Source organism: Litoribacter ruber (assembly GCF_018500185.1).
Lineage (GTDB): Bacteria > Bacteroidota > Bacteroidia > Cytophagales > Cyclobacteriaceae > Litoribacter > Litoribacter ruber.
Map to the genome: position 1 here is coordinate 337,555 of NZ_JAHBGI010000001.1, position 23,810 is coordinate 361,364.

The window sequence follows — 23,810 nt, forward strand, 5'->3', positions numbered from 1 at the left end:
TATACATCAACATTTACCTTGCCAAACTCTAAACGTTCTGATTAAAATTTATTAGATAATACATATTTTTAGGTTCAAAGAGCATAAAGATTATAGTTTACATTCATATACTCATATAAATGCTTCTTAAAACTTAAAATAATTTTTTTGAAGTGCAATTAAGTTGCTTTGGCGTTGATTTTGCACGGGAGGGCCTTCCTTTATTATGGCCTTTTATCCTGAAGATGAGCCTCTCATGTTTTTTGGAGTACCCTGGAGCCGTATTATATGCGTTCTTGGGGTATGTACAAACTTCAATCCGTAATTGATAAATCTAATATGAAGCTTAAAATAATTTCAGCCTTAGGGCTGGGAGTGGTTTTGGGCCTAGGCCATCCCGCTTGGGCCCAGGATGATTATTCCAGCCTGAATCAGCTCAATAGCCGCTTGCAGACTGTGGCAAGAAACAGTGCGGCGGAATTACAGTCTCTTACCAAAACCGAAGGGGGCAAGGATATTTGGATGCTTCGCCTCGGCAAAGGTGACCACCGAAACAAACCCGCCATTGCAGTCACAGGAGGTGTGGAAGGTTATCACCTACTGGGTGTGGAGCTTGCCGTGCAATTTGCCGAAAAGCTAATTCAGGAAAATGAAGGTTTACTTGACAATACCACCTTTTATATTTTCCCAAACATGTCGCCGGATGCCTACGAGCAATATTTTTCTTCAGTAAAATATGAAAGAAGAGGGAATGCCGCCCAGATCGACCATGACAGGGATGGACGGGTAAGTGAAGACCACTACGATGATCTCAACAAGGACGGGATGATTACCATGATGAGGATAGAAAGCCCAATGGGAGATCATAAGGTCAGTTCCGAAAACGATCTTCTTATGACAAAAGCTGACCGAAGCAAAGGAGAAAGAGGTACCCACCTTTATATGATGGAAGGTGTAGACAGGGATAAGGACGGGCAGTTTAATGAAGATCCTGAAGAGGGGATAGCATTTAATAAGAACCTGACGTATAAATTTCCGGCTTTTGAGCCATTGGCCGGTGATATTCCAGTGTCCCAGCCCGAAACCCGAGCGCTGCTGGACTTTTTGTTTGAGCACAACAATATTTTTGCATTCGTGACCTTTGGGCCAGCCAATAACCTTTCTAGCCCGCTTTCATATAATGCGGGTGATGCCAAAAAGAGGGTGGTGACTTCCATGCTGGAAAAAGACGTCGAGCTCAACAAAATGATTTCCTCCATATATAATGAGACCACTTCACTTGATGCTTACCGACAAGACAACAAGGGAACAGACGGAGACTTTTTCCAATGGGCTTATTTCCATTTTGGCAGACTCAGCTTCAGTACTCCGGGCTGGTGGATACCGGAGATGAAAAAGGAGGACAATGGGAATTACAAATCCCAAGAATCAAATTTTATGGCCTGGGCCGAGGATAAAGGGCTTGAAGACGTATTTGTGGATTGGACAGCCGTAGAGCATCCTGATTTCCAGGGTCAGAAAGTAGAAGTGGGAGGTATAAAGCCTTTTGTGATGCATAACCCGCCTATGGATATGGTTCCGGAGATTGCGGGTGAGCATAAGGATTTCATCATCAAACTCGCAGAGCTCCAGCCTTCTTTGGAATTTCACAACCTCAAAGCCGAAAAGCTAAACAATGGCCTGACCAGAGTTACAGTAGATCTTTACAATAATTCACCATTGCCAACCCATACTGAAATGGGGGAACGGTCAAGGTGGCTTCAAAAGATCAGAATCGATTCCAATAAAGATAAGGATGATCTGGTATCAGGTGATAAAATTAAGCTTGTGGACTCACTTGGCGCATTTGAAAAGAAAACACTGTCCTACATTGTAAAAGGAAGCGGCACATTTGAGGTTAGAGCAGGTGCTCCTCATACGGGAATCGCAACATTGGAGGTGAAGTTATAATTGGTAGAAATGATGAAAATGAAAAAATATATTTGCGCCTTGGCGGCAGGAGCCCTTTTCTCTATTTCCGCCCCCATTAAGGTAGATGCACAGGAAAAGTTTTTTAGGGCTATAGGAACTCCTCATAGGCCAAAAGTTGAGGTAGCTTGGAACAGGTACTATACATATGAAGGTATAAATGAAGTCATGCGTAAAATTGCGGACGCCCATCCGGATTTGGCCAGAATGGAAAGTATCGGCAAATCTTACGAGGGTCGTGACATTTATTTGTTAACCGTTTCGGATTTCAAGACAGGTGACCCAGACAGGAAGCCTGCCATGTATATTGATGGAAACATTCACTCCAATGAAATCCAAGGAGCGGAATTCTCCCTTTACACGGCTTGGTATCTTACTGAAATGTTTGATGATCTGGATTTCATTAAGGAATTGCTGCAGGACAAGACCTTCTATATCGTGCCTACTATCAATCCCGATGCCCGAAACAACTATATGTTGGAGGCCAATACGGCACATTCGCCCCGTTCAGGTATGATTGTTTTGGACAATGATGGGGATGGTGAAGCTGGTGAGGACGGTTTTGACGATCTAAACGAAGATGGACACATCACCATGATGATCCGCAAATCACCCACTGGCCGCTACATCAAGGATCAAAGAGATCCGCGAAAGCTAATCATGGTTTCGGCTGAAGAAAAAGGCGAATATGAGATGCTCGGTTATGAAGGAATCGACCGTGATGGCGATGGACAGGTAAATGAGGATGGAATCGGTTATTATGACCCTAATAGGGACTGGGGCTGGAACTGGCAACCCACCTATGTGCAAAGAGGTGCCTATAAGTATCCGTTCAGTTTGCCTGAAAACCGTGCTGTCATGGAGTTTGTAATGGATCACCCAAACATTGCAGGTGCTCAAAGTTACCACAATTATGGTGGGATGATTCTAAGAGGGCCAGGTGCCGAGGAAGATAAGGACACTTATAATAGAGAGGATGTCCGTATTTATGACGCTATCGCCAAGAAAGGTGAGGAAATAATACCTGGTTACAGATACCTTGTAGTATATAAAGACATGTATTCTGTTTTCGGAGGAGAGCTGGATTGGTTCTATGGGGGACGTGGTGTCTATACCTATTCCAATGAGCTGATGACTTCTTATTTGTATTTCCATAAAAATGCCGGCAGGGGCAATCAGGATGAAGAAATGGCCGTGGACCGCTATTTGACTTTCGGAGATGCCTTTGTGGACTGGGATGAGTACGATCACCCGCAGTTTGGGAAAATTGAAATTGGAGGGTTTAAGAAAAACTTCGGCAGAGCGCACCCAGGGTTCTTGTTAGAGCAGGATGCGCATAGAAACATGGCCTTTACGATTTATCATGCCTATCATACTCCGAAGTTGAGCGTGATGGATGTTAAGGAGAAGGATTTGGGCCGTGGGATGAGGGAGATTACCGCTACTATATATAATGAGCGATTGATGCCTACCCACTCCAGCCAGGATTTGAAACACAATATTGAAAGGCCGGATTATGTAACCCTGCAGGGTCCAAAAGTGGTTGCCGGAATGGTGGTGGAAAATGAGGACTTCAACAAAGTCGAAGAGCAAGTGAACAATCCTGATCGAATTGCCGTCAAAAATATCCCAGGGATGGAAGCGATAAAAGTGAGATGGGTCGTAAGCGGTGGTGGCAAGTATTCCATAGATGTGGATAGTGCCAAGGGAGGGAAAGCCTCTTGGTCCTCGGATCAGAAAAGATAATAAAAAATCCCGGTCATAATCAACCGGGATTTTTCTTTTATTATTAACAATCAACCGTTTTTTCGGGTTGAGTAAGGTACATGAGAATATTGTCTTTTGCCACTATCAATACTTTTACCCTATTCATAGTTCTATATTTTAATTATCAACTGGGGGTGGGAAACGGCTCTCTTCCGTCTGTGGGGGAGGTGAGTGAGGAATATAACACCCTCTTCACGCCAGCCGGCTACGCTTTTTCAATCTGGGGGCTAATCTATATCATGCTGCTGTTTTTTATAGGTAACCAGTGGTATGCAGTCTTTACTCCCAATCCCGGTCGATCCGTTATCAACGGTTCTGTTTGGTTCTTCCTTTCCAATGCCATGAATACTTTATGGATTGTTTCCTGGACAATGGAATATATTTTCCTGTCTGGAATAATTATGCTATTGCTGTTATTTTGCCTGTGGAAGTTGGTCAGGAATCTGGGGCTCGAGCTGTATGATGCAGAGTTTAAAGAGATATTCTTTGTCTGGTGGCCTATAGCCATTTATTTTGGTTGGATAGTCGTGGCTACCGCTACTAATTTCGCCGTAATATTTAAATATGTGTTTGAAATCAATGAATGGATTCAAGAATCCACTTGGGTGACTGCCTTGATTTTTATTACTGTCATTGTATTTCTTTGGCTTACTTACTGGAGAAACCTGCGTGAAAGCTGTTTGGTGGGCACCTGGGGCTTAGCGGCAATTGCGGTCAAGCAATGGGGGCACGATGATCTGGTGGCTTTTTCGGCAATGGCCGGTGCCTTAATCTTATTTCTGGCAGCAGGGATACATGCGCTGCAGAATTTTCGAACGCTGCCATTTGTGCGGCTCTTTCAGGAGGACTCCCCATCCCAAAACTAGACAAACCCTTTCAAAGCTTTCTCAAGTTCGCGTTTGGTTATTAATCCTCCTTTTTGCCAAACGATCTTCCCCTTTTTAAAAAGTATTAAATGCGGTATTGACCTTACTGAAAAACTCAAGGCAGCCTGCTTATTCTGGTCAATATTGATTTTCATCAACTCAATGGGGGCTTTTAATTCATGCAAAGTTTCCTGCACCACCTTGGCCAATGTCTGGCATGGGGCGCACCAGTCGGCGTGGAAATCTACCAAGATTAGCTGCTGGCTTTTGGAAAGCGTGTCTTTAAGGGTCTTTTTAGCCATGGGGATGATAAAAAAAGTCCTTTTCCCAAAGAGGAAAAGGACTTAGTATATTTATTTGTCTTCGCCCAAGAAAGGATATCTGTAATCCGTAGGGGAAATGAAGGTTTCTTTAATCGTACGTGGGCTCACCCATCTCAGCATGTTGATCATTGCACCAGCCTTGTCATTGGTTCCGGAAGCCCTGCTTCCTCCAAATGGCTGCTGCCCCACCACTGCTCCGGTAGGCTTATCGTTGATGTAGAAATTGCCTGCGGCGTTTCTCAATCTTTTTGTCGCCAATGCAGCTGCATAGCGGTCTTGGGAGAAAATAGCACCGGTAAGTGCATATGGGGAAGTCTTGTCCACTAGCTCCAATGCCTCTTCAAAATGTTCGGCATTGTATACATATATAGTAAGCACTGGTCCGAAGATCTCCTCTTCCATTGTTTTGAACATTGGATCTTTAGTCAAGATCACTGTAGGTTCAATGAAGTAACCTTTGGACTTGTCAAAGTTGCCACCAGCGATGATCTCAGCCATGTCGGAATTTTTGGCTTCTGTGATGTAGCTAGAGATTTTATCAAAGGCCTTTTCGTCAATTACGGCATTGATGAAGTTGGAGAAATCTTCTGTACCGCCCATTTTGAAAGTTTTCAGGTCTTCCAAAAGGAATTCTCTTACGTCATCCCAGATGTTTGATGGAATATAGGCTCTTGAAGCGGCAGAGCACTTCTGTCCCTGGAATTCAAAAGCACCTCTGGAAAGTCCGGTAGCAACCTGCTTGGCATGGGCAGACTTGTGGGCAATTACAAAGTCCTTACCACCTGTTTCTCCTACAATTCTGGGGTAAGATTTATACTTATGAATATTGGTACCGATAGTTTTCCAGATGGTTTGAAATACGCCAGTGGAGCCAGTAAAGTGAATTCCGGCAAAGTCAGGGTGGTTAAATACCACTTCTCCCGCTGATGGTCCGTCCACAAAGACAAGGTTGATTACCCCGTCAGGAACTCCAGCTTCACGGAATACTTCCATTAAGACCTGTGCGGAATAGATCTGCGTGTAAGCGGGCTTCCATACCACCGTGTTGCCCATCATGGCTGGTGCGGTAGGCAAGTTGCCGGCAATAGCCGTAAAATTAAATGGCGTAAGGGCAAAAATAAAGCCTTCCAAAGGTCTTTGCTCCAAGCGGTTCCAAACCCCGTTTCCGGAAATTGGTGGTTGCTGGGAATAGATTTCCGTCATGTATTTCACGTTGAAACGCAAGAAATCCACAATCTCACAAGCAGCGTCGATTTCTGCCTGGTAAGCGTTTTTGGACTGGCCAAGCATGGTGGCGGCGTTGATTTTGGCGCGGTATGGCCCGGCAAGCAAATCGGCAGCCTTCAGGAAAATGGCTGCTCTCTGTTCCCACTCCAACATTTCCCAAGCTTCTTTGGCGCCCAATGCCGCATTGATGGCTTGCTCTACATGGGATTTTTCCCCTTCGTGAAAATATCCAAGGATATGCTGGTGGTCGTGAGGAGGGCTCATAGGCACTTTGTTGCCCGTGCGCACTTCGTCACTTCCGATATACATAGGCACATCGACTTCCTTTCCACGCAATTCTTTGAGTGTGGCCTGAAGTTTTTCTCTTTCAGGGGAGCCTGGTGCATAGTTTAACACCGGTTCATTTATTGGCTCAGGTACTTTAAAAAAACCTTTCAACATGTTATTTTGAGTTTATAGTTACGCTGATTTTTTGCAAATATAAAGATTAAGGGTAGAAACCGGGCAATCTTACAGGATTGATTGGATCTCACTCAGGCATTTGATGGAATAGGTCGGGCGGATGTCACCTTTATCCGTCTCAGCTTCATTGGGGTTGAAATAGATCTGGTCCATATTGACCTGTTGGGCGCCGCGGATGTCTGATTCCAGATTGTCGCCAATCATGATGCAGGTTTCAGCAGTGCAATTAACCTGGGCAAGTGCATATTCAAAAATACGCCGGTCTGGCTTGCGATGGCCGGTTGTTTCGGATGTCACCACCAGGTCAAAATAATTTTGAAGCCCCGATGAGTTGATTTTTAGCCCTTGGCTTTCATTGAAGCCATTGGTGATGATATGCAGCTGATATTTCTTTTTCAGGTAATCGAGCACCTCAAGGCTGAAGGGGAAAAGGTTGGTCTTGCAGGAAGTCCTGTTCATAAAGTCCTCCTCCATTTCCTCCGGTATCCGTTGGGTGTCTGCCCCAAGATGTTCAAAAATCCTTTGAAACCTGATTTTCCTCAACCCGGCTTTATCAATCTTGCCTTTATTATAGAGTCCCCAAAGCCCATAATTGATTTCTATGAAGGCCTTGTAAAAGAGTTCATGAGTTTGCACCCCCAGATTATATAAGGTGTAAAGCTGAAAGATTTCTTGAAGGGATTCCCTCACATTGGTGTCATAATCCCAAAGGGTGTGGTCAAGGTCGAAAAAGATATGGTGATAGGTTTTCAAATTGGTTATTTTCTATAAGGGTTGTTTTCGATTTTATTTCTGGCCAACTCCCGGTTTGACTGCAGGATTTCAAAAATCTCCTGGTCTCGCTTGAGGTTGATATCCTTTTGGATAAACTTAAAAATCTGATTAATGATTTCAATAGCCTCATCTAATATGTAATAAAAAGTCCACTGGTCCACTCTGCGGCTTCCCACTAGACCGGAATTCTTCAGGTAGGTGATATGGCGGCTGGTTTTGGTTTGGGTGAAATCCAGGATGTGCTCCAGATCGGAGATCGAAAGTTCCTTGTTTTGGATCAACAGGTGGATAATGCGTACCCTGGGCTCCTCCGAAAGGGCCTTGAAAACCCGCATTCCGTAACTTAAGCTTATGTTTTTGAGTCGCATTTAATCAAATTTAACTAATAAATATGGCCTGAAATTAAGCAAATCCCCCGAAAATCTATTAATATAGCATACGAAATCAATAAGGCATCCGAAACCATTTAAAACAGTAAAAGGTTGACTTATAAAACCCCTTGATTTTGAAAATCAATTTACCACATATAGCATTTTTCCTGTTTTTCTTCGGTGCAACTTTTCTGTGCGCAGAAGTGCAGGCTCAGGATGAGCAGGAGAGAAGGATTCTCCAACTTTCCGGGATTATCCTCAATGCTGATAGTACAGACGCTATTCCGGGAGTAAACGTGTACGTTCCCAAAAAGGGTAGAGGTACCAGCAGTAATAATTTTGGATATTTCTCTATGCCTGTAGCAGAGGGGGATAGTGTGGTTTTCACCTTTATAGGTCTCAAAAAGCAGTCCTTTGTAATTCCCAAGGACCATAAGGATGACAAGATCAGCCTTATCGTCACCATGGATACCGACGAAATCCTTTTAGGTGAAATAGAGGTAATGCCCTATCCGACTGAAGATGAATTTAAAAGGGCCGTGTTGGCCTTGAATATCGAGGAGGATATGCCGCTAAACCGGGGCAATTTGAGTCCGCAGTTGCTTTTGCGTTGGGCTGAGGAAATGCCGGCTTCAGGTGATGAGAACTTCAGGGGATTCAGCCGTCAGCAGGTTATGCAGACCCAAGACAGATACGGACCTAGACCGCTGCCATTGCTCAACCCATTTGCCTGGCGTGACTTCATCAGAAGCATCAAGCGTGGTGATCTCAAAAGCAGGGACGATTAATTTACCGATCCTTTAGGTCGGTTCCAAACCGCTGATTGAACCCTTTTATGCCCTGCAGCCCCCCGGTGTGTAGACATAGAATGGTCTTATTTTCCAAGCCTTCGCATTGATCCAAAACCCCATAAAGCATCTTGCCGGTATAAATGGGGTCCAGCGGGATTCCAAAACTCCGATAGAAATATTCGATAAACTCCAAAAGAACTTTGTTGTGCTTGGCGTACCCTCCAAAATGGTAATCCGTGAAAATTGTGTATTCACATGAATGGTTGATCACCTGAGCATTAAGAAGATTTCTGAACTCTTCCCCCATGAAATCCCCTTTCAGTGCGGAAAATCCCCAGACCTGCTGATGCTTTTTCGCGGCTTTAACCAGTCCTGCCAGCGTTCCGCCAGTTCCTATGCTTGTTGCGATGATGTCGGCACGCAGGTCTTCTTCAGTCAAGATTTCCGAGGTTCCTTGAATTGCCAAATCATTGGTGCCACCTTCTGGAATATGGAAAAAATCACCAAATCTCTCTTTCAGACTCTCTAGAAAAATAGGGTCAGCTTTCATCCTATAACTTTCCCTGCTTATGAAGTACAGCTCCATCCCGTTTTCTAGGGCTCTCTCAAGGGTTGGATTCAGCTTTTTGGGTTTTTCACCCCGGATAATCCCGATAGATTTTATTTCCGAAAGCTTAGCTGCCACAGCCGTAGCCTGGATATGGTTGCTGAAAGCTCCCCCAAAGGTCAGGACTGTGTGATGGTTTTCGCTTTTTGCTTTTTCCAGGTTGTATTTGAGCTTGTAAAATTTATTGCCTGAAATAAAGGGATGAACCAAATCCAGCCGCTTGAGCAAAAGCTTGATGTTTTGTCTTTCCAGAGAAGGCAAATTGACGAGTTGGGTCGGTATCGCGTTTGGATCGAAAAGGGGCATGTTTTCAGATAATTCCCAAAAATACCAATTTCTTGTCTGACACCTTGTATTTTTGCATCATGAAAGAAGATTTAGAGGACGAAGAAAATTTCGATGATGGTGATGAAAACCTTTATGAGCATTATAGCATCAAGGTAGACAAGGGCCAGGCGATGGTGCGCATAGATAAGTTTGTGACCGACAAAATTGCCAACTCAACTCGGAATAAAGTTCAGATCGGTATTGACCAGGGAAATGTCTTGGTGAATGACCAAAAGGTGAAGTCGAATTATAAGATTAAGCCTGGGGACCTCATCACGGTGATGTTTGACAAGCCAAAGATGGATAGCGAAGTGATCCCGGAGGAGATTCCTTTGGATATCATTTATGAAGATGACTATTTGATGGTGGTCAATAAGCCCGCCGGGATGGTGGTTCATCCTGCCCATGGTAACTGGACAGGAACCTTGGTAAACGGCTTGGTGTATTATTTCAATCAGTTGCCTACTATGCCGGGCAATTCAGGACGACCGGGATTGGTGCATAGAATTGATAAAGATACCAGTGGGTTGTTGGTGATTGCCAAAGCCGAGGAGACGATGACGCATCTGGCTCATCAGTTTTTCCACCATACCATCGAGCGTACTTACATGGCACTGGTTTGGGGAGAACCTGCGGAAGAGCAAGGAACCATTGATGCGCATGTGGGCAGAAGTGCCAAGGACAGGAAGGTCATGCAGGCTTTTCCCGACGGCAGTCAGGGCAAAAATGCCATTACACATTATAAGGTGTTGAAAAAATTAAGGTATGTTTCGCTGGTGCAATGTAACCTTGAGACAGGCCGTACCCATCAGATCAGGGCGCACATGAAGCATTTGGGACATCCATTATTTAATGACGCAATGTATGGAGGGGATAAAATCCGTAAGGGAACACAGTTTTCAAAGTACAAAGCTTTTATCAAAAACTGTTTTGAGATTCTGCCTCGGCAAGCCCTGCATGCCGCTTCATTAGGATTTATCCATCCGGTGACCAATGAAAAGCTTCATTTCGAAAGCCCGCTTCCTGAGGATTTCACTTTGGCACTTGAGAAATGGGAAAACTATGTACAGACAGATGTTTAATTGCTGAATTTGTATAAATTCCCTGCCTGGGCTGAGGAATTATTAATTACATCGCAATCATTTTCCCGATTTGTCAATTGAGGAACTGGTATATGGTTGATGAGTTTTCAAAAATAAGCTCAAATAAATATTTGATTTTGCCAATATGGTAACCGAAAACGATTCAAAATAAATAATCTGTAAATATTGATCCAAATGTTTGAGGAATTTTAAATTTCCAAAGACCTGCCGTATATTTGTAAAACCAATTGGTACTCAATGTACGGATTGATGTAAGGTATTGTCCAATACGGAGAGCCGGCCAATAGGCTCAGGAAGGTTCGAATCCTTCTCTTACAACAGGTTATTTTGGGTTTATTGTTAATTGACTAAAGCTATGGAGTAATATTCCATAGCTTTTTTTATATTTCATTAGTTAAAGTTTTACAATTTTTTCCTAGAAAAATATCTTTATAGCCATATATAGGTTATTTTGCTGTTTGATTGCTTAGGTATGACCGAAAAAACACCCCAAAAGTTACAATTGAGCGATGGGCAACGGAAATTCCTCCGTTACTTTCTGATTTTTATTGGGACTATTCTTTTTCTACAGGTTACGGTATATTTCACATCTGACTTTCTTCTTCGCCGCTATATCAAAGAGCAGGTGGAAATTGCCTCGGATGGAAAGTACACCATTGATTTCAAAAGGTTTTATCTGTCCCTTTTGGAACGGGGATTTTATGTGGAGGGATTCACGTTGGTGCCTTCCGACGAAACGCTGGAAGAAGAAAAGCACCTCGCTTTTCACCGAATCGAAATACCTGAATTTTCCATCAAGGGGATTAATTACCGCTTTGGTGATAAGATTTTGGTTCTGGGAACCATTAGACTTACCGAGCCGATGATCCAGTCCCGTCTTCAGGAAATGGAAGAGGAGGAAAGAGGCGAAAGCCCGCTGCGGATGTTGGAACAGGAAATCCGGAAATCGGTAGGGGGTAACTTGGAGGATATTATTATCAGGGATCTGTACGTGGACAATGCGGACCTGCTGTTGGAGAATTTCATTAGCCAGCAGTCCATAAAAGCTGAAAAAACCCATTTCCACGTTGCCAACATCCAGATTTTGAAGGAAAGGGAGATTGCCACGCCTTTCAATGCCGAAGGGTTTGATTTCCAGATGGACAATTTCGAGCTGCTTTTGGCGGATAGTATTCACACCATTAAGGCTAACCATGTTGATGTTTCCTCGCTGGAGTCTTATATCAAAGGACAGCAGGTGCGTTTAGTCCCAGATGTGACCAGCCCTTCTGAAATCTATTATCAGGTGGAGCTCGATTTTTTGGAATTGACGGATGCGGATATCAACAAGGTGTTTTACACCTCCGAGGTTGAAGTGGGCAGGTTGGCGCTCAATTATCCCAAGTTTTCCATTTTCTCAGATGTGGTCACCGATGATGCAGAAGGGGCCATTGAATATGATCTTTATCCCCTGATTCAGGACATCCTGGCCTCCATCAGTGTGGAAAATATGGATATTTATAAAGGAAGCTATCTTCAAAGGAGCATCAGGGATACCAATCGCAACAGAGTGGAGGCGGGGTCTATAGATTTCAAGATGGTGGATGTGTACATTGGTCCAGATGAGGAAAAGAAACGGAATCAGTTTTTTCACGCCAGAGATGCTGCCCTTGATATCTCGGATGTAAAGATTGCCTTGGCAGATGGCGTCCATTGGGTAACCGGTCAAAAAGTGCTTCTTTCTTCCTTTGATGATGCGATAGAGATCACGGGCGTGAAAGTATTTCCCATTGACGATGAAGGAGAGACCCCCGACATAACCCTGTTTGAAATAGATGTCCCCTCCCTTTCACTTTCCGATGCCAATCTGAAGAAAATCTATAATGAGAATATTGTGGATATCAAGGAAATGATCATCAATGAGCCTTCCGTACTTCTCAAAGACGTGCGGGCCGGCGATGGGGACCAAAACTTGGCACAAACATCCCTTCAGGAATTAACCCGTGAATTCCTTCGGGCAATCTATGTGGAGAGGCTGGAAATGCGCAAAGGTAACCTTGTGCTTGATAATAGACTTCGACTGAGGCAAGATAGTTTGGCCTTTGGTGAAATTAACTTTGTGCTGGAAAATTTCCGATTGGACGAAGATGTGGACAGTCAGTCGTCTAGGATTTTCTTCGCCGAGGATTTGCAGTTGGAGATTCAGGATTATGCTTTGAAGCTTTCCGATAACCTGCACATGTTCACTTCGGATCGACTTTATCTGGATACCAAAGAGAATTTCCTTCAAATCAACGGTTTTAAATTTCGCCCGGCAGATCCCAATAATATTCAGGAAAACCTCAACCGATATGAGATCAACTCGGTGCTGGATATTGAAATCCCTGAGTTTTCTGCAAGAGGAATTGATATCCCTTCAGCATATTTTAGAGGCGAACTGCTTGTCAATCAAATTGAAGTTCCATCGCCAGTGATTAAGCTCACACAATATAGAAAAGGTGAAGGGAGGGAGGACCGTGAAGAAACCGATATTGATAAGTCCGATATATATGATTTGCTCACCACTTATTTCTCAGTGATAAAGGTGGACTCACTTAACCTGATAGCGGGGACTTGGGAATATGAAAACCTGGGTCAGGACCGAATCCGGACTTTTGCAGAAGACAATGTATCCATCCGGGTTAAGAATTTTTACCTGGACCAATATTCAGGGGAAAGGGAGTTGCAATCCTTTTTTGCTGAAGAGCTGGATATCAGCTTGGACAATTATGTCTTTAATCTGGCGGAAGGACAATACAGCATAATCGCCGACAAAATCAGCTTTAATTCTGCCCGAGAGGAGATATTGACAACCAATGTGAGGCTCCGCCCGCGCAGGAATATCCCAGCCAAAGTATCCATCAGTGCCGATATTCCAGAAATGAGCTTTGGAGGGGTGGATTTGGAGACCTTTGTATTTGACAATGAGTTATCGCTTCAAAAAGTGAAGCTGACCGATACGGACGTGCGTTTATTTATCAACCGGGATGAAGAAAGGGAGGACAGAAGAAATGGACGGGGCAGAAGGGGGCGCGACCGGAATCTCCCAAGAACCATTGATGTGGTGCAGATTGACACCATAGAGGCTGAAAATGCCCACATCAATGTAGCTTACCGTATTGACGGAGTGAGCAGGGAGCTGATCGATACGGGGATAAACCTCAAGTTTTTCAATTTCCTATTGGACAGCACCAAGCTGACCCACGGGGAAATTGCTGAATTCTTTGGAAACATGGAGGCCAGCATCGATGATTTTTCACTGGTACTTCAAGATAGTATACATTCGATAAATTTCGCCAAAGTAGACCTCAACACCCAAGATGAGGAGATTGTATTTACCGACCTTGCTTTGACACCCATTAACACTGTGGGCCAACCGGGTCGGCCTGTGATTTCTGCAGCCGTTCCGAGAGTGGTGATGAAGACCGAATCCCTGAATGAACTCCAGCAAACTGGGGAGTTTATCATTTCGAGCCTGAAATTAGATGATCCAGTCATAGCTCTTTATTTGGACAACGGAGAGAAAACAGTTAAGAAGGTGGAGAAGACTGAGGAGGCCCTTCAGCAGATTCTGACAAACCTCTATATTGGCAGGTTTGAAATAGGGGGAGGGAAAATCCAGCTTTTGGAAAAAGGTACCGCCCAAGACATACAGACTTTCTCCAACTTGGGTTTGGTGCTCAGCGACCTGAACTTTGACCTCACCCGAATGGGTGAGCTTGATACCAAGTTTTTCCTGAATTCAGACTATGAGGTAGTGATTCCAAATTACGAATTGGAGCTGAAAGATAGCCTGAATGTAGTCAGGGTGGGGCTGGCAAAGCTTAACGGAGATCAACTTATCTTAGATGATGTGCGCATGTTCCCAAAAGTAGGGAAATACGAATACATTAGGAAAGTAGGCCACCAAACCGATGTTGCGACAGTACACATTCCGCAGGTGGTTTTTGATGGGCTGGATTTGAACAAGTTTGTGGAGGATAAGAAATTTGTAGCCAGAAGGCTTGAACTCCACGACCTTTCGGCAGAGGTATTCAGGGATAAACGCTTTGAGATCAAGGAAGGTAATTATCGCCCAATGCCGCAAAAGCTGATGATGAATGCTGGTATTGATGTGACCGTAGATTCACTGATTATGTCAAAGGCAAACATCCGCTATCATGAGTTTCCTTCCAAAGGTATGGTGCCTGGCAATATACAGTTCAATGATATGGATATATCCATTGCGCCTTTTCAGCTGACCGAGAACCCGGATAATTATGAATTTCAGTCCAGCGAGCTGTTTGGCAAAGGGTTTATGAATGAGGTGGCACCCATGGAGATTTCGGGCACCATGTACTTTTTTGGTGATTTCCCGATGAAAGTGAGGGCTCAGACAGGTGAATTTGAGTTGGCACTCATCAATCCGATTTTGGAAACCAATGCTTTTGCGACAGCAAGAAGAGGAACTATTGAAGAGGCTCATTGGGAATTTATAGCCGACGATAACAGCGCAAGGGGGGAAATGACTGTGCAATACAGAAAGCTTAACCTGCGCTTACTCGACGAGCGTACCCTAGAGCAGGGCACGGGAAGAAAGCGGATTCTTTCTTGGGTGATCAATGCCATAGCCGTGAGAAGCAACAACCCCCGAAGGCTTTTCAATAACCTGGTGACCTCAACCATCTATGAGCCAAGGGACGACAGCAGGTTTATCTTTAATTACTGGTGGAGGGCCACGCTTTCTGGCCTAAAAGGATCGGTAGGATTGGGGCAACCCAGGATTCCCAAAGAAGAGGAGATGGAAATAGTCTTTCCAGAGGAGCCCTAAATGCCGCTTTGCTGTGAATAGTGTCGAGAAAGTTTTAGATTTGTAATCTCAAATTAAGAGTTTTCCATGTATAACGATAAAATAGAAACCCTTTTAAATGAAATCACTTCCTATAAGGCCAATTCCCCTGAGGAGTTGGAAGCTTACAGGATGAGGTTTATCAGCAAAAAGAGTGTGGTAGGTGAGCTTTTTGCAGAAATGCGAAACGTCCCCAATGAAGAGAAGAAAGCCTTTGGCCAGAAGATCAATTCCGTGAAGCAGGCAGCGGAAGACAAGTTTCAGGAACTTATTGAGGCGGTAGGTCAAAATGGCAAAAGCCAAAAATCGACTGACATTGACCTTACTTTGCCGGCTACCACTTTGCCTGTAGGAGGGATCCACCCTTTGACGGCCACAAGGCAGCGCATTATCGAGATTTTTGAGCGTATCGGATTCAACCTTTCTGAAGGCCCGGAAATCGAGGACGACTGGCATAATTTCACGGCGTTGAATTTCCCTGAAAATCACCCTGCCCGGGAAATGCAGGATACCTTCTTTTTGGAAAAGAATCCGGATATCGCCCTTAGAACACACACTTCATCTGTTCAGGTGAGGGTGATGGAAAACCAAAAGCCGCCGATCAGAACTCTTTCTCCGGGAAGGGTTTTCAGAAATGAGGCCATTTCGGCAAGAGCCCACTGTATTTTCCACCAAGTGGAGGGGTTGTATGTGGATAGAAATGTCGGATTCGCGGATTTGAAGCAGACCTTGTATCACTTTGCAAAGGAAATGTTTGGGAAGAATACCCAAGTGAGGTTTAGACCATCCTACTTTCCTTTCACTGAGCCTAGCGCTGAAATTGATATCTCCTGCCAGCTCTGCAAAGGTGAAGGTTGTAATGTCTGCAAAGGTACCGGTTGGGTAGAAATCGGCGGGTCAGGAATGGTGGATCCAAATGTTTTGGAAAATTGCGGAATTGACTCTGAAGAATTTACCGGGTTTGCTTTTGGAATGGGCATCGAAAGAATTGCCATGTTGAAATATCAGATCAAGGATTTGAGACTGTTTACTGAAAATGATATCAGGTTTTTGCGGCAGTTTAAGCCTTTGATTTGAAAAAAAGCCCGAAGACGGGAGACCGGAGACAGAAGGGGCGGGCAATGTTAACCTTGAACCATGGATTAGGAATATTTTAAACCCTTAACAAAAAAGAGGAGCTTTTCAAAGCTCCTCTTTTTTTATCTAATTCCGTCAGCGTTCTTTTAAAACGTCGCATCGGTCGTATGCTGGATCAATATCTATATAAACGTCATCTTTGGCACTAATAAACCATTTGTTGAGCAGGTTTTCTTCTTTTTGCCTTCGAGTCGCCGTTTTCAACTTTTCATAATCATCATTCAGATTGGCGCGGTGTGCTGGGAACTTCTCCTTGTAATATAGAATCCTTACCCTGTCCTCTTCACGCTCATTTTGGTATCTCATAGGCTTTGTGATGGAACCCACCTTCATGGTATCCAATGTGAAATACAAAACAGGATCATCCAGGTTTCTAAGTGTCAACCTATTTGCTCCGGTGTTTTGGTCACTGAAAAAGCCACCATTATCAGACGTGTTACGGTCGTCACTATACTCCTTTGCTGCTTTTGAAAAGGCAATGCTGTCATTGACAATCTTGGTTCTCAAGCTGTCCAAATATCTTTCAGCCTTTGCGATGTCATTATCGGTCGGCCTAGGTCTGATGAGGATGTGTTTGGTGTTGAAAGTGTTTCCCCTTCTTTCCAAAAGTTGGATCATGTGAAAGCCAAACATGGATTCTACCGGGTCACTGATCTCTCCTGGCTTCAAAGCCAAAGCAGTTGCCTCATATTCAGGAGCCAATTCGCCCCTTCTAAAGAAGCCCAGCTCACCGCCTTGTGCACCAGAACCTGGATCTTCGGAGTATTTCTTAGCCAGTGGACCGAAGTCCTCCTCACCGTTCAGGATTTTTTCCTTCAAACCTTTCAGGAAGTTCACCACTCTGTCTTTTTCCTCCCTGTTCACTTCAGGCTTTTTCACAATTTGGCCCACTGTTACCTCAGCCGAGAAAAACGGCAGGGAGTCTTTAGGGATCTTGTTGTAGAACCTTCTTACCTCAGCAGGGGACACGGTAAGACCAGCAGTGATCTTCTTTTGCATCTTATCAATGATCAATTGCTCCCTGATGGGCGTCTCCAACTCAGCTTTCAATTGGTCGGCTGTTTTTCCATACACTTCTGCCAAGGTATTTTCGTCGCCGCCAAACTGCTGCATGATCATAGAAAACCTTTGGTCAGTTTGCAGCATCACTTCGGCATCTGATACTACTACGGAATCAATCTCAGCTTTGGCCACCATCATTTTATTTATCAAAAGTGATTCGAAGACATCACATCGGGTAGGGGCGTCAAATCCTTCCTGCTGTTGGGAAATGGACTCCAGATAGGCTTTCTGAAGGTCTGATTCCAAAATGATGTAATTGTCAACCTTGGCAATGATCTTATCCACCACCTGTCCTGTTTTTGGAACAGGGGGCGTTTGGGCTGCGGTGTCTTGATCTTGCGCCATCAATTGCCCCACGCCAAGCAATATGGCCATGGTAAAAAAGCATTTTTTAATGTCAATCATGTATTGTAAACTCATTTTTTTCTAATGCGCGATTATAAATATCTTTATGTAGCTGGTCAGCTAAGCTTACTTTGCGCTTATTAAGGATGATTTTGGCTATTTCATCCCGCACAAAATCCATCGGGGGTACCTGATCGGCAAGCTTAAATTCCAGTATTTTGAAATAATAGGCAAATTCCTCATCCTCGACTTTATAAAAGTCGTTGCTTTTCAGCAACTGGACCTTATTTGGATGACCAGCCAATGGGGTGTTCTGGGTGACTTCGTCAAATTTAACCCATGTACTGTCCTCAAGAAAGAAATTGCTCGCATATCTTTGGGCTAGCTCCCTAATTTCTTTGCTGTTGTCTCGATTGGATTTCAACAGCCTTTCCAAATCTTTATTCTGGGGCAGCTGTTTTTCCAGCTTGAAGAAATTGACCCTACTTATTATTTCTTTTAGGATGAAGTTTTCCCTGTTCTGGGTGTAGTAAGCCGAAATTTCTTCATAAGGTACATCCTTGTCCAAGTTTTGGTCTACATAGTCTTTTTCATATTCATACACCATTAAGGCATATTTATAGTCCAAAAGTTTCCTTTCCAGCTCAGCTGGGTCTATAGATTTATTCTTCTCTGCCTGCTGCACCATCAGTTGTTTTCTGATCCAGTTTTGAACGTAACGTTCGGCAAATTTCGCTCTGTCTTCACCTGGGGTGATTTTAGCACTGAGAAACTCCAAATCAGTTGAGAATAGACGCTGGCTGCCAACAGAAGCCACAAGACGGTCATCTGCATCTCTGCCGATCCTTTTTCCCGTGTTTTCACAAGAAGAAAGCGCACCCGCGAGGATCAAAAGGTAAACCTTACTTTTTAATAATCTCAAATACACGTTCTTTTTCTTCTTCATTCACCTGAATGGGATAGCGCTCCCTTAATTCTGCGATCAGCTCTTTCTCCAAAGTTTCTTGATAATCCTGTATCGCCTTGCCTCTTGTTTCTGAAAGCTTTTTGGGCCCAGGTTCAATGGAGGAGCCCAAGACCAAGAAATGAGAGCGGCCATCATGTTTTAACTCATGGTATTTCTCTGCTATGTCTACCTTCTGAAGCACAGCATGGTTAGCATGCTCAAATACACCGTCTTCAAGTTCAAATAAGCCAGGGTAATCATTTAGAAACTGGTCTTCCACGGCTGGCTTTAATCTAGAGCTGTAGGCTTTATTGGACAAGAATCTTCTTACTTTGGAGAGTTGCTCCTCCTTGTTCATTTTCACGATTAAAGCGGGTACTCGTTCCTTCCACTGGTATCTTTCCTGGTTTTTGGCAAAATAGGCCTCTAAACCCGCAGTGTCCAAAAGCGCTTTTTGCCATACCATATCGTTCATCAAACTGAACAGTAAAATACCGTCCCGGTATTCCTTAACGAGCATTTTGTATTCCTCATTGTTCTGAAGCAGTTCCTGTTCCTCGGCTATGTCAAGCTCTGCTTGGATGAATTTGTCAAACCATGGCTGGAAAAACTTCTGCGGGCTGGTTTTTACCACTGCCTGGTCACTCTCGATGAATCTAATAAAATCCCTCACTGAGCGATCCTTTTCCGCTATAGTGATCAACGTGGTATCCAGAAGGTTTTTTTCTTCCAGTTCACTTTTTACTGCCTGTAGACTTTTTCCAAGGGCTTGGTCTATTTGTGGTTTGATGTTTTCTATTAGTCCACTGTTTTCCTGATAGCCAAATTTCGACTTCTGCATAGCCACCACCTGCGTTTGAATCAGAGAGGAGCGGCTGTCACGTAAAATTTTTGACCTTAATGCAGGCTCCATCACTTCATAGGGGGGGACTTCCCGCACATCTTCCAGTCGTATAATATGGTACCCGTAAGCCGTCTTGATAGGAGAAGAGATTTCTCCTTTATCTTTCAATTCAAATGCGGCTTTTTCAAACTCCGGAATAATGGCACCTACACCAAACCAGGGAAGTTTTCCTCCCGTGTTTTTGTTGCTTTGATCATCGGAGAAGTTTTCCACCACGGTATTCCAGTCTGCGTTTGGTTTTTGCAGCTCGGTATAGATATCGGCAATTCGCTGTCTGGCCCGATCCTCTGTTACGGGGTCTGCAGAATTGGTGCGTACCAGAATGTGGGATACGCGAACCTCGCCCGGATTGGGCTTTCGGTCTTCCAGTTTGATGATGTGATAGCCATAATTGGTCAGAATAGGAGCTGAAATTTCCCCTATGGAAAGGTCATAGGCAGCATCCTCAAATGGCTGGACCATAGTCAGAGCAGTAAAATAACCCAAGTCGCCTTTGTTTTCCTCTGCCGTAGGGTCATCTGAATGCTCCAATGCAAGTTGGTTGAAATCGGCCCCCTCTTCGGCTTCTGCCTTGATCTTTTCCGCCATTCTCAATACAGCAATACTGTCTTGCCTGCTGGCATTTTGAGGAAATTGCAATAGGATGTGGCTGGCTTTCAATACCTCTTGGGTTCTTGAATAGGCCTTTTTTATCTCCCCTTCCTGCAGGGAGTATTTTAAAATGAAGGGTTTCTTTAGGTCTTCTTTGAATATGGTGAATTCCTTGTCGAACTCATCTGAATCCTCCATCCCTAAATTGACCGCTTCGATTACTTTGAGCTTGTAATTGATAAAGGCATCCAGGCTTTTGTCAAAGTTGGCCTTGGAAATTTTGTCTTCGGCTCCCTCAAAGTGCTGGCTTTTGGTATAGATATGGACAAACTCGTCTGCAAAAATCTTTTCCTCGCCCAAGGTAAGCAGTGGCTGAGGGGAGTTGTCAATTGCGGTATTGGTATCCATCTTTGCGGATGGGGCACAGGCTAACATGCCCCCCACTAACAGGAAATGGAAATACTTTATTTTCATATATGTTGGCTTGCCGAAAACGATAGTGCAATGTTACAAATTTAATAGAAGAAAAATAGGGGTGGGATTGTATATGTGGAAATTATTAACAATTATTTGGAATTAAGCATTTTGGTCAATCTGCAGGTGTTTTGGGTTCCTGTAGATTCGAATTCAATGTTGTCCATTATTTTTTTGACCAGCATGATGCCCAAGCCGCCCTTGCGTCTTTTTCTTTTCACTTCAGCAAGTTCAGGCTGCTTGTATTCGAGTATGTTAAAGCCCTCACCGCTATCTTTGATCTCTATGACCAGCTTGCTTTCGGTTTGGAAGACTTCCAGATAGATTTTATCGTTGGGGTTGCACTGATGGGAATGTATCATCAAGTTGGAGCACACCTCATCCACAGCAAGCACCACCTGGTTTTTGGCTATTTCAGAAAGCTGCGACTTGTCCAATACCCCGTTGAGAAAACCACGGAGTTCGGAAAGTTTGCTTTTTTCACAACTTAAGATAAGATTATGCCTCATAGAATTCTTGAAGAGCTTTCTCTTTGGTAGTCTGGATAATAATGAGCTGGTCGAGTCCAAGTATGTGAAAGACATTATAAACTTTTTGGTTTAATCCGAAAATTACAAACTGTATGTTTTGGGCTTCAAATTCCTCCAGATAAGACATAAAGACACCGAGTCCGGCGGAGGAAATGTATTGAAGGTTGCTGCCGTCCAAGAGGATTTTCTTATTGGGTTCCATTACGGCTTGCAGGGCGTTGTCAAGATCGACGGAGTTGCTGGCATCCACCTCGCCTGAGAGGGTCAATATTACGTGTTCGTCTTCCTGTATCTTATCTATCTGCAACATAGTTTTTTATACGCTAATTAGCGGTTAGGGTTTATTTTAAAAACTTAACTATCAATAAAGAGTAATCATCGTCCGGCAGGGTGTCGGTGCCGATAAACTCATAAACTTTTTCCATTATTTTTTTGACAAGGTCTTCAGGCGACAACCTGTAGTTTTGCTCAAGGACTTCTTGCAGGTTTTCGAATCCAAACTCTTCCCCTTGCCCGTTTTTAGCCTCGATGATGCCATCGGTATACATCAGCATGATGTCTCCAGGCTGATATTGCAGGGTTTTTTCCTTGATGAATTTCGAATATTGGGAATTGCGGAGAATCCCTAGTCCTAGACCATCTACTTCCAAATAGGCACAAGTGTTTTTCCTTGCGCTGTAATAAAGGGTGGGGCAGTGCCCAGCCCGGCTGTAATTGATTGATTTCGTGGCGGTGTCAATAACATAGTAGGTGGTGGTGATGAAGTGGTTTTTCTCCAAGCACCTGCCCAAAGCGCCATTTGCCTGGGACAAAAAGGTGGATGGTGGCAAGTCCTGCTGCACCAAAGTGTGGAAAACCCCCTTCATCTGCGACATGTTAAAGGCCGCCGAAGTGCCTTTTCCCGATACATCACCTATGATGATCGCAAATCTGTCAGGTGTAAACTGGAAGGTCTCATAATAATCCCCGCCCACCTCATCGGCCGCTTCGGAAAGTCCTGCAATGTCAAAACATTCGTTTTTGTGCAGCACAGATGGCAAAAGGCTTCTTTGGACCCGCTGCGCAATTTCCAATTCCTCTTTATATCGCTCGTTTCTGATCGCTTCGCTCAAAAGCCTGTGGTTTTCTACCGATATGCTGGCCTGTCCCACAAAGGTCGAGATGATATTAATCATTTCCTTGTTAAAGCCATCCTTCACCTCTTTGAGCAAATAAATATGTCCCAGCACTTCCTTATTTACACGAAGTGGGATGATTAAGGCTGACTTATAGAAGGGGTGTTTTATTTTGCCTGTCAGGTATTCAAACGACTTCGGTTCTTCTTTGGACAAAAAGTCTTTAAAGGGCTTGGCGCTTTTCAGCTGCTCTTCCACTTCAACTCGGTCTTCTTCGCTTATAAACCTTTGGTGGATAACTGTTGGATTTTCCCCCAAGGGAGAAAGTTCCAGCCAAGCGGCATCAACATAGGCGGCGCTCATGCAACTGTCCATCAGGATATCCATGACCTCATTTTCACTCTGTCCAGGCTGAATAGATTGGCTAAGTTTTTGAAAATTGATGGCCTCAGTCAGCTTTTGCTCAAAGACTGAGGAGGTTGGCAGGTTGAACAGTGTCACCAAAAAGCTGAATAGCGCATAAATAAATACAAACCCAAATAGTCCCAGTAGAAATAGGTTCTCGGTAAGGCTTACCACCACTGTAGCTTCCTCGGTCTGGGTAACGGTGTGGAAAAACAGGAAGCCTGTTGAAAGCAGAATAATGACCAGAAATAAAATAGACTTCCATTTTTCCTTAAATGTAAGGTAGGGTATCCATTTCAGGTTTACAGAAAGTATAATTCCGAAAATGTAAATAAAGAATAGTCCAAAGATAAAGCTATAATTAAACGTGGTCTGGTTAAAGAACACGAAAAACATGCTGACCAGCAGAATGATCTCAAAGGCCTGCCATTGCTGCACTACGTTTTTGTCCTTTTGGTAAAGGATGAGCTGCCGCCAAATCAGGGCCACTGAGATCAAGAATATTGTGCTCAGCCCAAAATTGACGTGATAGAAGAAATTTTTGAGTAAGGGGTCAGTGGATAAGCGGCTATTTCCCAATAGAAAGTAGAAAAAGCGGATCAGCAAGGTGATCCCCGCGGCAAACAAACCCGTAGAAACCCCTTTCCAAATCAGATCCAGAAAACTTATTCCCTCATTTTTTTTGATGTCATTGTGAAAAAACAAAAACACCATGATAAAAAATAGTGTTTGTAGTATCCAAGTGATTTCCGGGGAAAAGCCTGTATCCATACGGTTTATCGCTCCAAAAAGGCGGACCAGGTCCACAAATAGGAGAGCTAACCACGTGATGATGGCTAATAATAAGGCAATTCTACCGATATTTAGATTAAAGATCTTGAGCATAAATA

Annotated in this window: 18 protein-coding genes; 7 read left to right on the top strand and 11 right to left on the bottom strand. The window is 43.9% G+C overall.

Going from position 1 to position 23,810, the window contains the following annotated elements; all coding sequences use genetic code 11:
• Positions 1 to 318: 318 nt before the first annotated feature.
• The 3 genes from KIH41_RS01520 to KIH41_RS01530 all read left to right on the top strand — a co-directional run bounded on the left by KIH41_RS01520 (position 319) and on the right by KIH41_RS01530 (position 4,580).
• Entirely contained in the window at positions 319 to 1,929 is a 1,611-nt protein-coding gene (locus tag KIH41_RS01520; protein ID WP_214161266.1) for a M14 family metallopeptidase, read from the top strand.
• A gap of 12 nt (positions 1,930 to 1,941) precedes the next feature.
• Complete coding sequence (locus KIH41_RS01525; protein ID WP_214161370.1) at positions 1,942 to 3,693, top strand: M14 family metallopeptidase; 1,752 nt, start codon at positions 1,942 to 1,944, stop codon at positions 3,691 to 3,693.
• 80 nt (positions 3,694 to 3,773) lie between these two features.
• Complete coding sequence (locus tag KIH41_RS01530) at positions 3,774 to 4,580, top strand: hypothetical protein (protein WP_214161267.1); 807 nt, start codon at positions 3,774 to 3,776, stop codon at positions 4,578 to 4,580.
• Here the strand turns inward: KIH41_RS01530 and KIH41_RS01535 are convergent.
• The 4 genes from KIH41_RS01535 to KIH41_RS01550 all read right to left on the bottom strand — a co-directional run bounded on the left by KIH41_RS01535 (position 4,577) and on the right by KIH41_RS01550 (position 7,734).
• Entirely contained in the window at positions 4,577 to 4,882 is a 306-nt protein-coding gene (locus KIH41_RS01535; protein WP_214161268.1) for a thioredoxin family protein, read from the bottom strand. The genes KIH41_RS01530 and KIH41_RS01535 overlap by 4 nt on opposite strands.
• Before the next feature lie 51 nt (positions 4,883 to 4,933).
• Positions 4,934 to 6,571 carry an L-glutamate gamma-semialdehyde dehydrogenase gene (gene pruA, locus KIH41_RS01540; protein ID WP_214161269.1) on the bottom strand — a complete coding sequence of 546 codons (1,638 nt, stop codon included), beginning with the start codon at positions 6,569 to 6,571 and terminating at the stop codon, positions 4,934 to 4,936.
• A gap of 69 nt (positions 6,572 to 6,640) precedes the next feature.
• Positions 6,641 to 7,345 (bottom strand): YjjG family noncanonical pyrimidine nucleotidase, encoded by a 705-nt coding sequence (locus KIH41_RS01545; protein WP_213945103.1) that lies wholly within the window; start codon positions 7,343 to 7,345, stop codon positions 6,641 to 6,643.
• Between the two features lie 5 nt (positions 7,346 to 7,350).
• A complete protein-coding gene (locus tag KIH41_RS01550; RefSeq protein ID WP_143962590.1) occupies positions 7,351 to 7,734 on the bottom strand; it encodes an ArsR/SmtB family transcription factor in 384 nt (127 codons plus the stop codon).
• Positions 7,735 to 7,871: 137 nt separating this feature from the next.
• Here KIH41_RS01550 and KIH41_RS01555 point away from each other — a divergent pair, with 137 nt between their 5' ends.
• On the top strand, positions 7,872 to 8,525 hold the full coding sequence (locus KIH41_RS01555; RefSeq protein ID WP_394369776.1) for a carboxypeptidase-like regulatory domain-containing protein: 654 nt from the start codon (positions 7,872 to 7,874) through the stop codon (positions 8,523 to 8,525).
• A gap of 1 nt (position 8,526) precedes the next feature.
• On the opposite strand, the gene KIH41_RS01560 is transcribed toward KIH41_RS01555, so the two are convergent.
• Positions 8,527 to 9,441, bottom strand: coding sequence for a 1-aminocyclopropane-1-carboxylate deaminase/D-cysteine desulfhydrase (locus tag KIH41_RS01560; protein ID WP_214161270.1), 915 nt, complete (start codon positions 9,439 to 9,441; stop codon positions 8,527 to 8,529).
• Between the two features lie 59 nt (positions 9,442 to 9,500).
• Here KIH41_RS01560 and KIH41_RS01565 point away from each other — a divergent pair, with 59 nt between their 5' ends.
• The 3 genes from KIH41_RS01565 (at position 9,501) to pheS (ending at position 16,488) form a co-directional block, all read left to right on the top strand.
• The gene (locus KIH41_RS01565; protein ID WP_213945101.1) at positions 9,501 to 10,544 is read left to right on the top strand and encodes an RluA family pseudouridine synthase; all 1,044 of its coding nucleotides are present in this window, start codon (positions 9,501 to 9,503) and stop codon (positions 10,542 to 10,544) included.
• Between the two features lie 493 nt (positions 10,545 to 11,037).
• On the top strand, positions 11,038 to 15,393 hold the full coding sequence (locus tag KIH41_RS01570) for a hypothetical protein (RefSeq protein WP_213945100.1): 4,356 nt from the start codon (positions 11,038 to 11,040) through the stop codon (positions 15,391 to 15,393).
• 66 nt (positions 15,394 to 15,459) lie between these two features.
• The gene (gene pheS / locus KIH41_RS01575) at positions 15,460 to 16,488 is read left to right on the top strand and encodes a phenylalanine--tRNA ligase subunit alpha (RefSeq protein ID WP_214161271.1); all 1,029 of its coding nucleotides are present in this window, start codon (positions 15,460 to 15,462) and stop codon (positions 16,486 to 16,488) included.
• A 135-nt stretch (positions 16,489 to 16,623) separates the two neighbouring features.
• On the opposite strand, the gene KIH41_RS01580 is transcribed toward pheS, so the two are convergent.
• The 6 genes from KIH41_RS01580 to KIH41_RS01605 all read right to left on the bottom strand — a co-directional run bounded on the left by KIH41_RS01580 (position 16,624) and on the right by KIH41_RS01605 (position 23,805).
• Positions 16,624 to 18,015 (bottom strand): peptidylprolyl isomerase, encoded by a 1,392-nt coding sequence (locus KIH41_RS01580; RefSeq protein WP_394369777.1) that lies wholly within the window; start codon positions 18,013 to 18,015, stop codon positions 16,624 to 16,626.
• The gene (locus KIH41_RS01585) at positions 18,008 to 18,901 is read right to left on the bottom strand and encodes a peptidyl-prolyl cis-trans isomerase (RefSeq protein WP_214161272.1); all 894 of its coding nucleotides are present in this window, start codon (positions 18,899 to 18,901) and stop codon (positions 18,008 to 18,010) included. The genes KIH41_RS01580 and KIH41_RS01585 overlap by 8 nt, the downstream gene beginning before the upstream one ends.
• On the bottom strand, positions 18,858 to 20,870 hold the full coding sequence (locus tag KIH41_RS01590) for a peptidylprolyl isomerase (protein WP_214161273.1): 2,013 nt from the start codon (positions 20,868 to 20,870) through the stop codon (positions 18,858 to 18,860). The genes KIH41_RS01585 and KIH41_RS01590 overlap by 44 nt, the downstream gene beginning before the upstream one ends.
• A 92-nt stretch (positions 20,871 to 20,962) precedes the next feature.
• Positions 20,963 to 21,379: an ATP-binding protein gene (locus KIH41_RS01595; RefSeq protein ID WP_213945095.1), complete on the bottom strand. Its 417-nt coding sequence runs from the start codon at positions 21,377 to 21,379 to the stop codon at positions 20,963 to 20,965.
• Complete coding sequence (locus tag KIH41_RS01600) at positions 21,369 to 21,710, bottom strand: STAS domain-containing protein (protein WP_213945094.1); 342 nt, start codon at positions 21,708 to 21,710, stop codon at positions 21,369 to 21,371. The genes KIH41_RS01595 and KIH41_RS01600 overlap by 11 nt, the downstream gene beginning before the upstream one ends.
• Before the next feature lie 31 nt (positions 21,711 to 21,741).
• Positions 21,742 to 23,805: a GAF domain-containing SpoIIE family protein phosphatase gene (locus tag KIH41_RS01605; RefSeq protein ID WP_213945093.1), complete on the bottom strand. Its 2,064-nt coding sequence runs from the start codon at positions 23,803 to 23,805 to the stop codon at positions 21,742 to 21,744.
• Between the last annotated feature and the right edge of the window lie 5 nt (positions 23,806 to 23,810).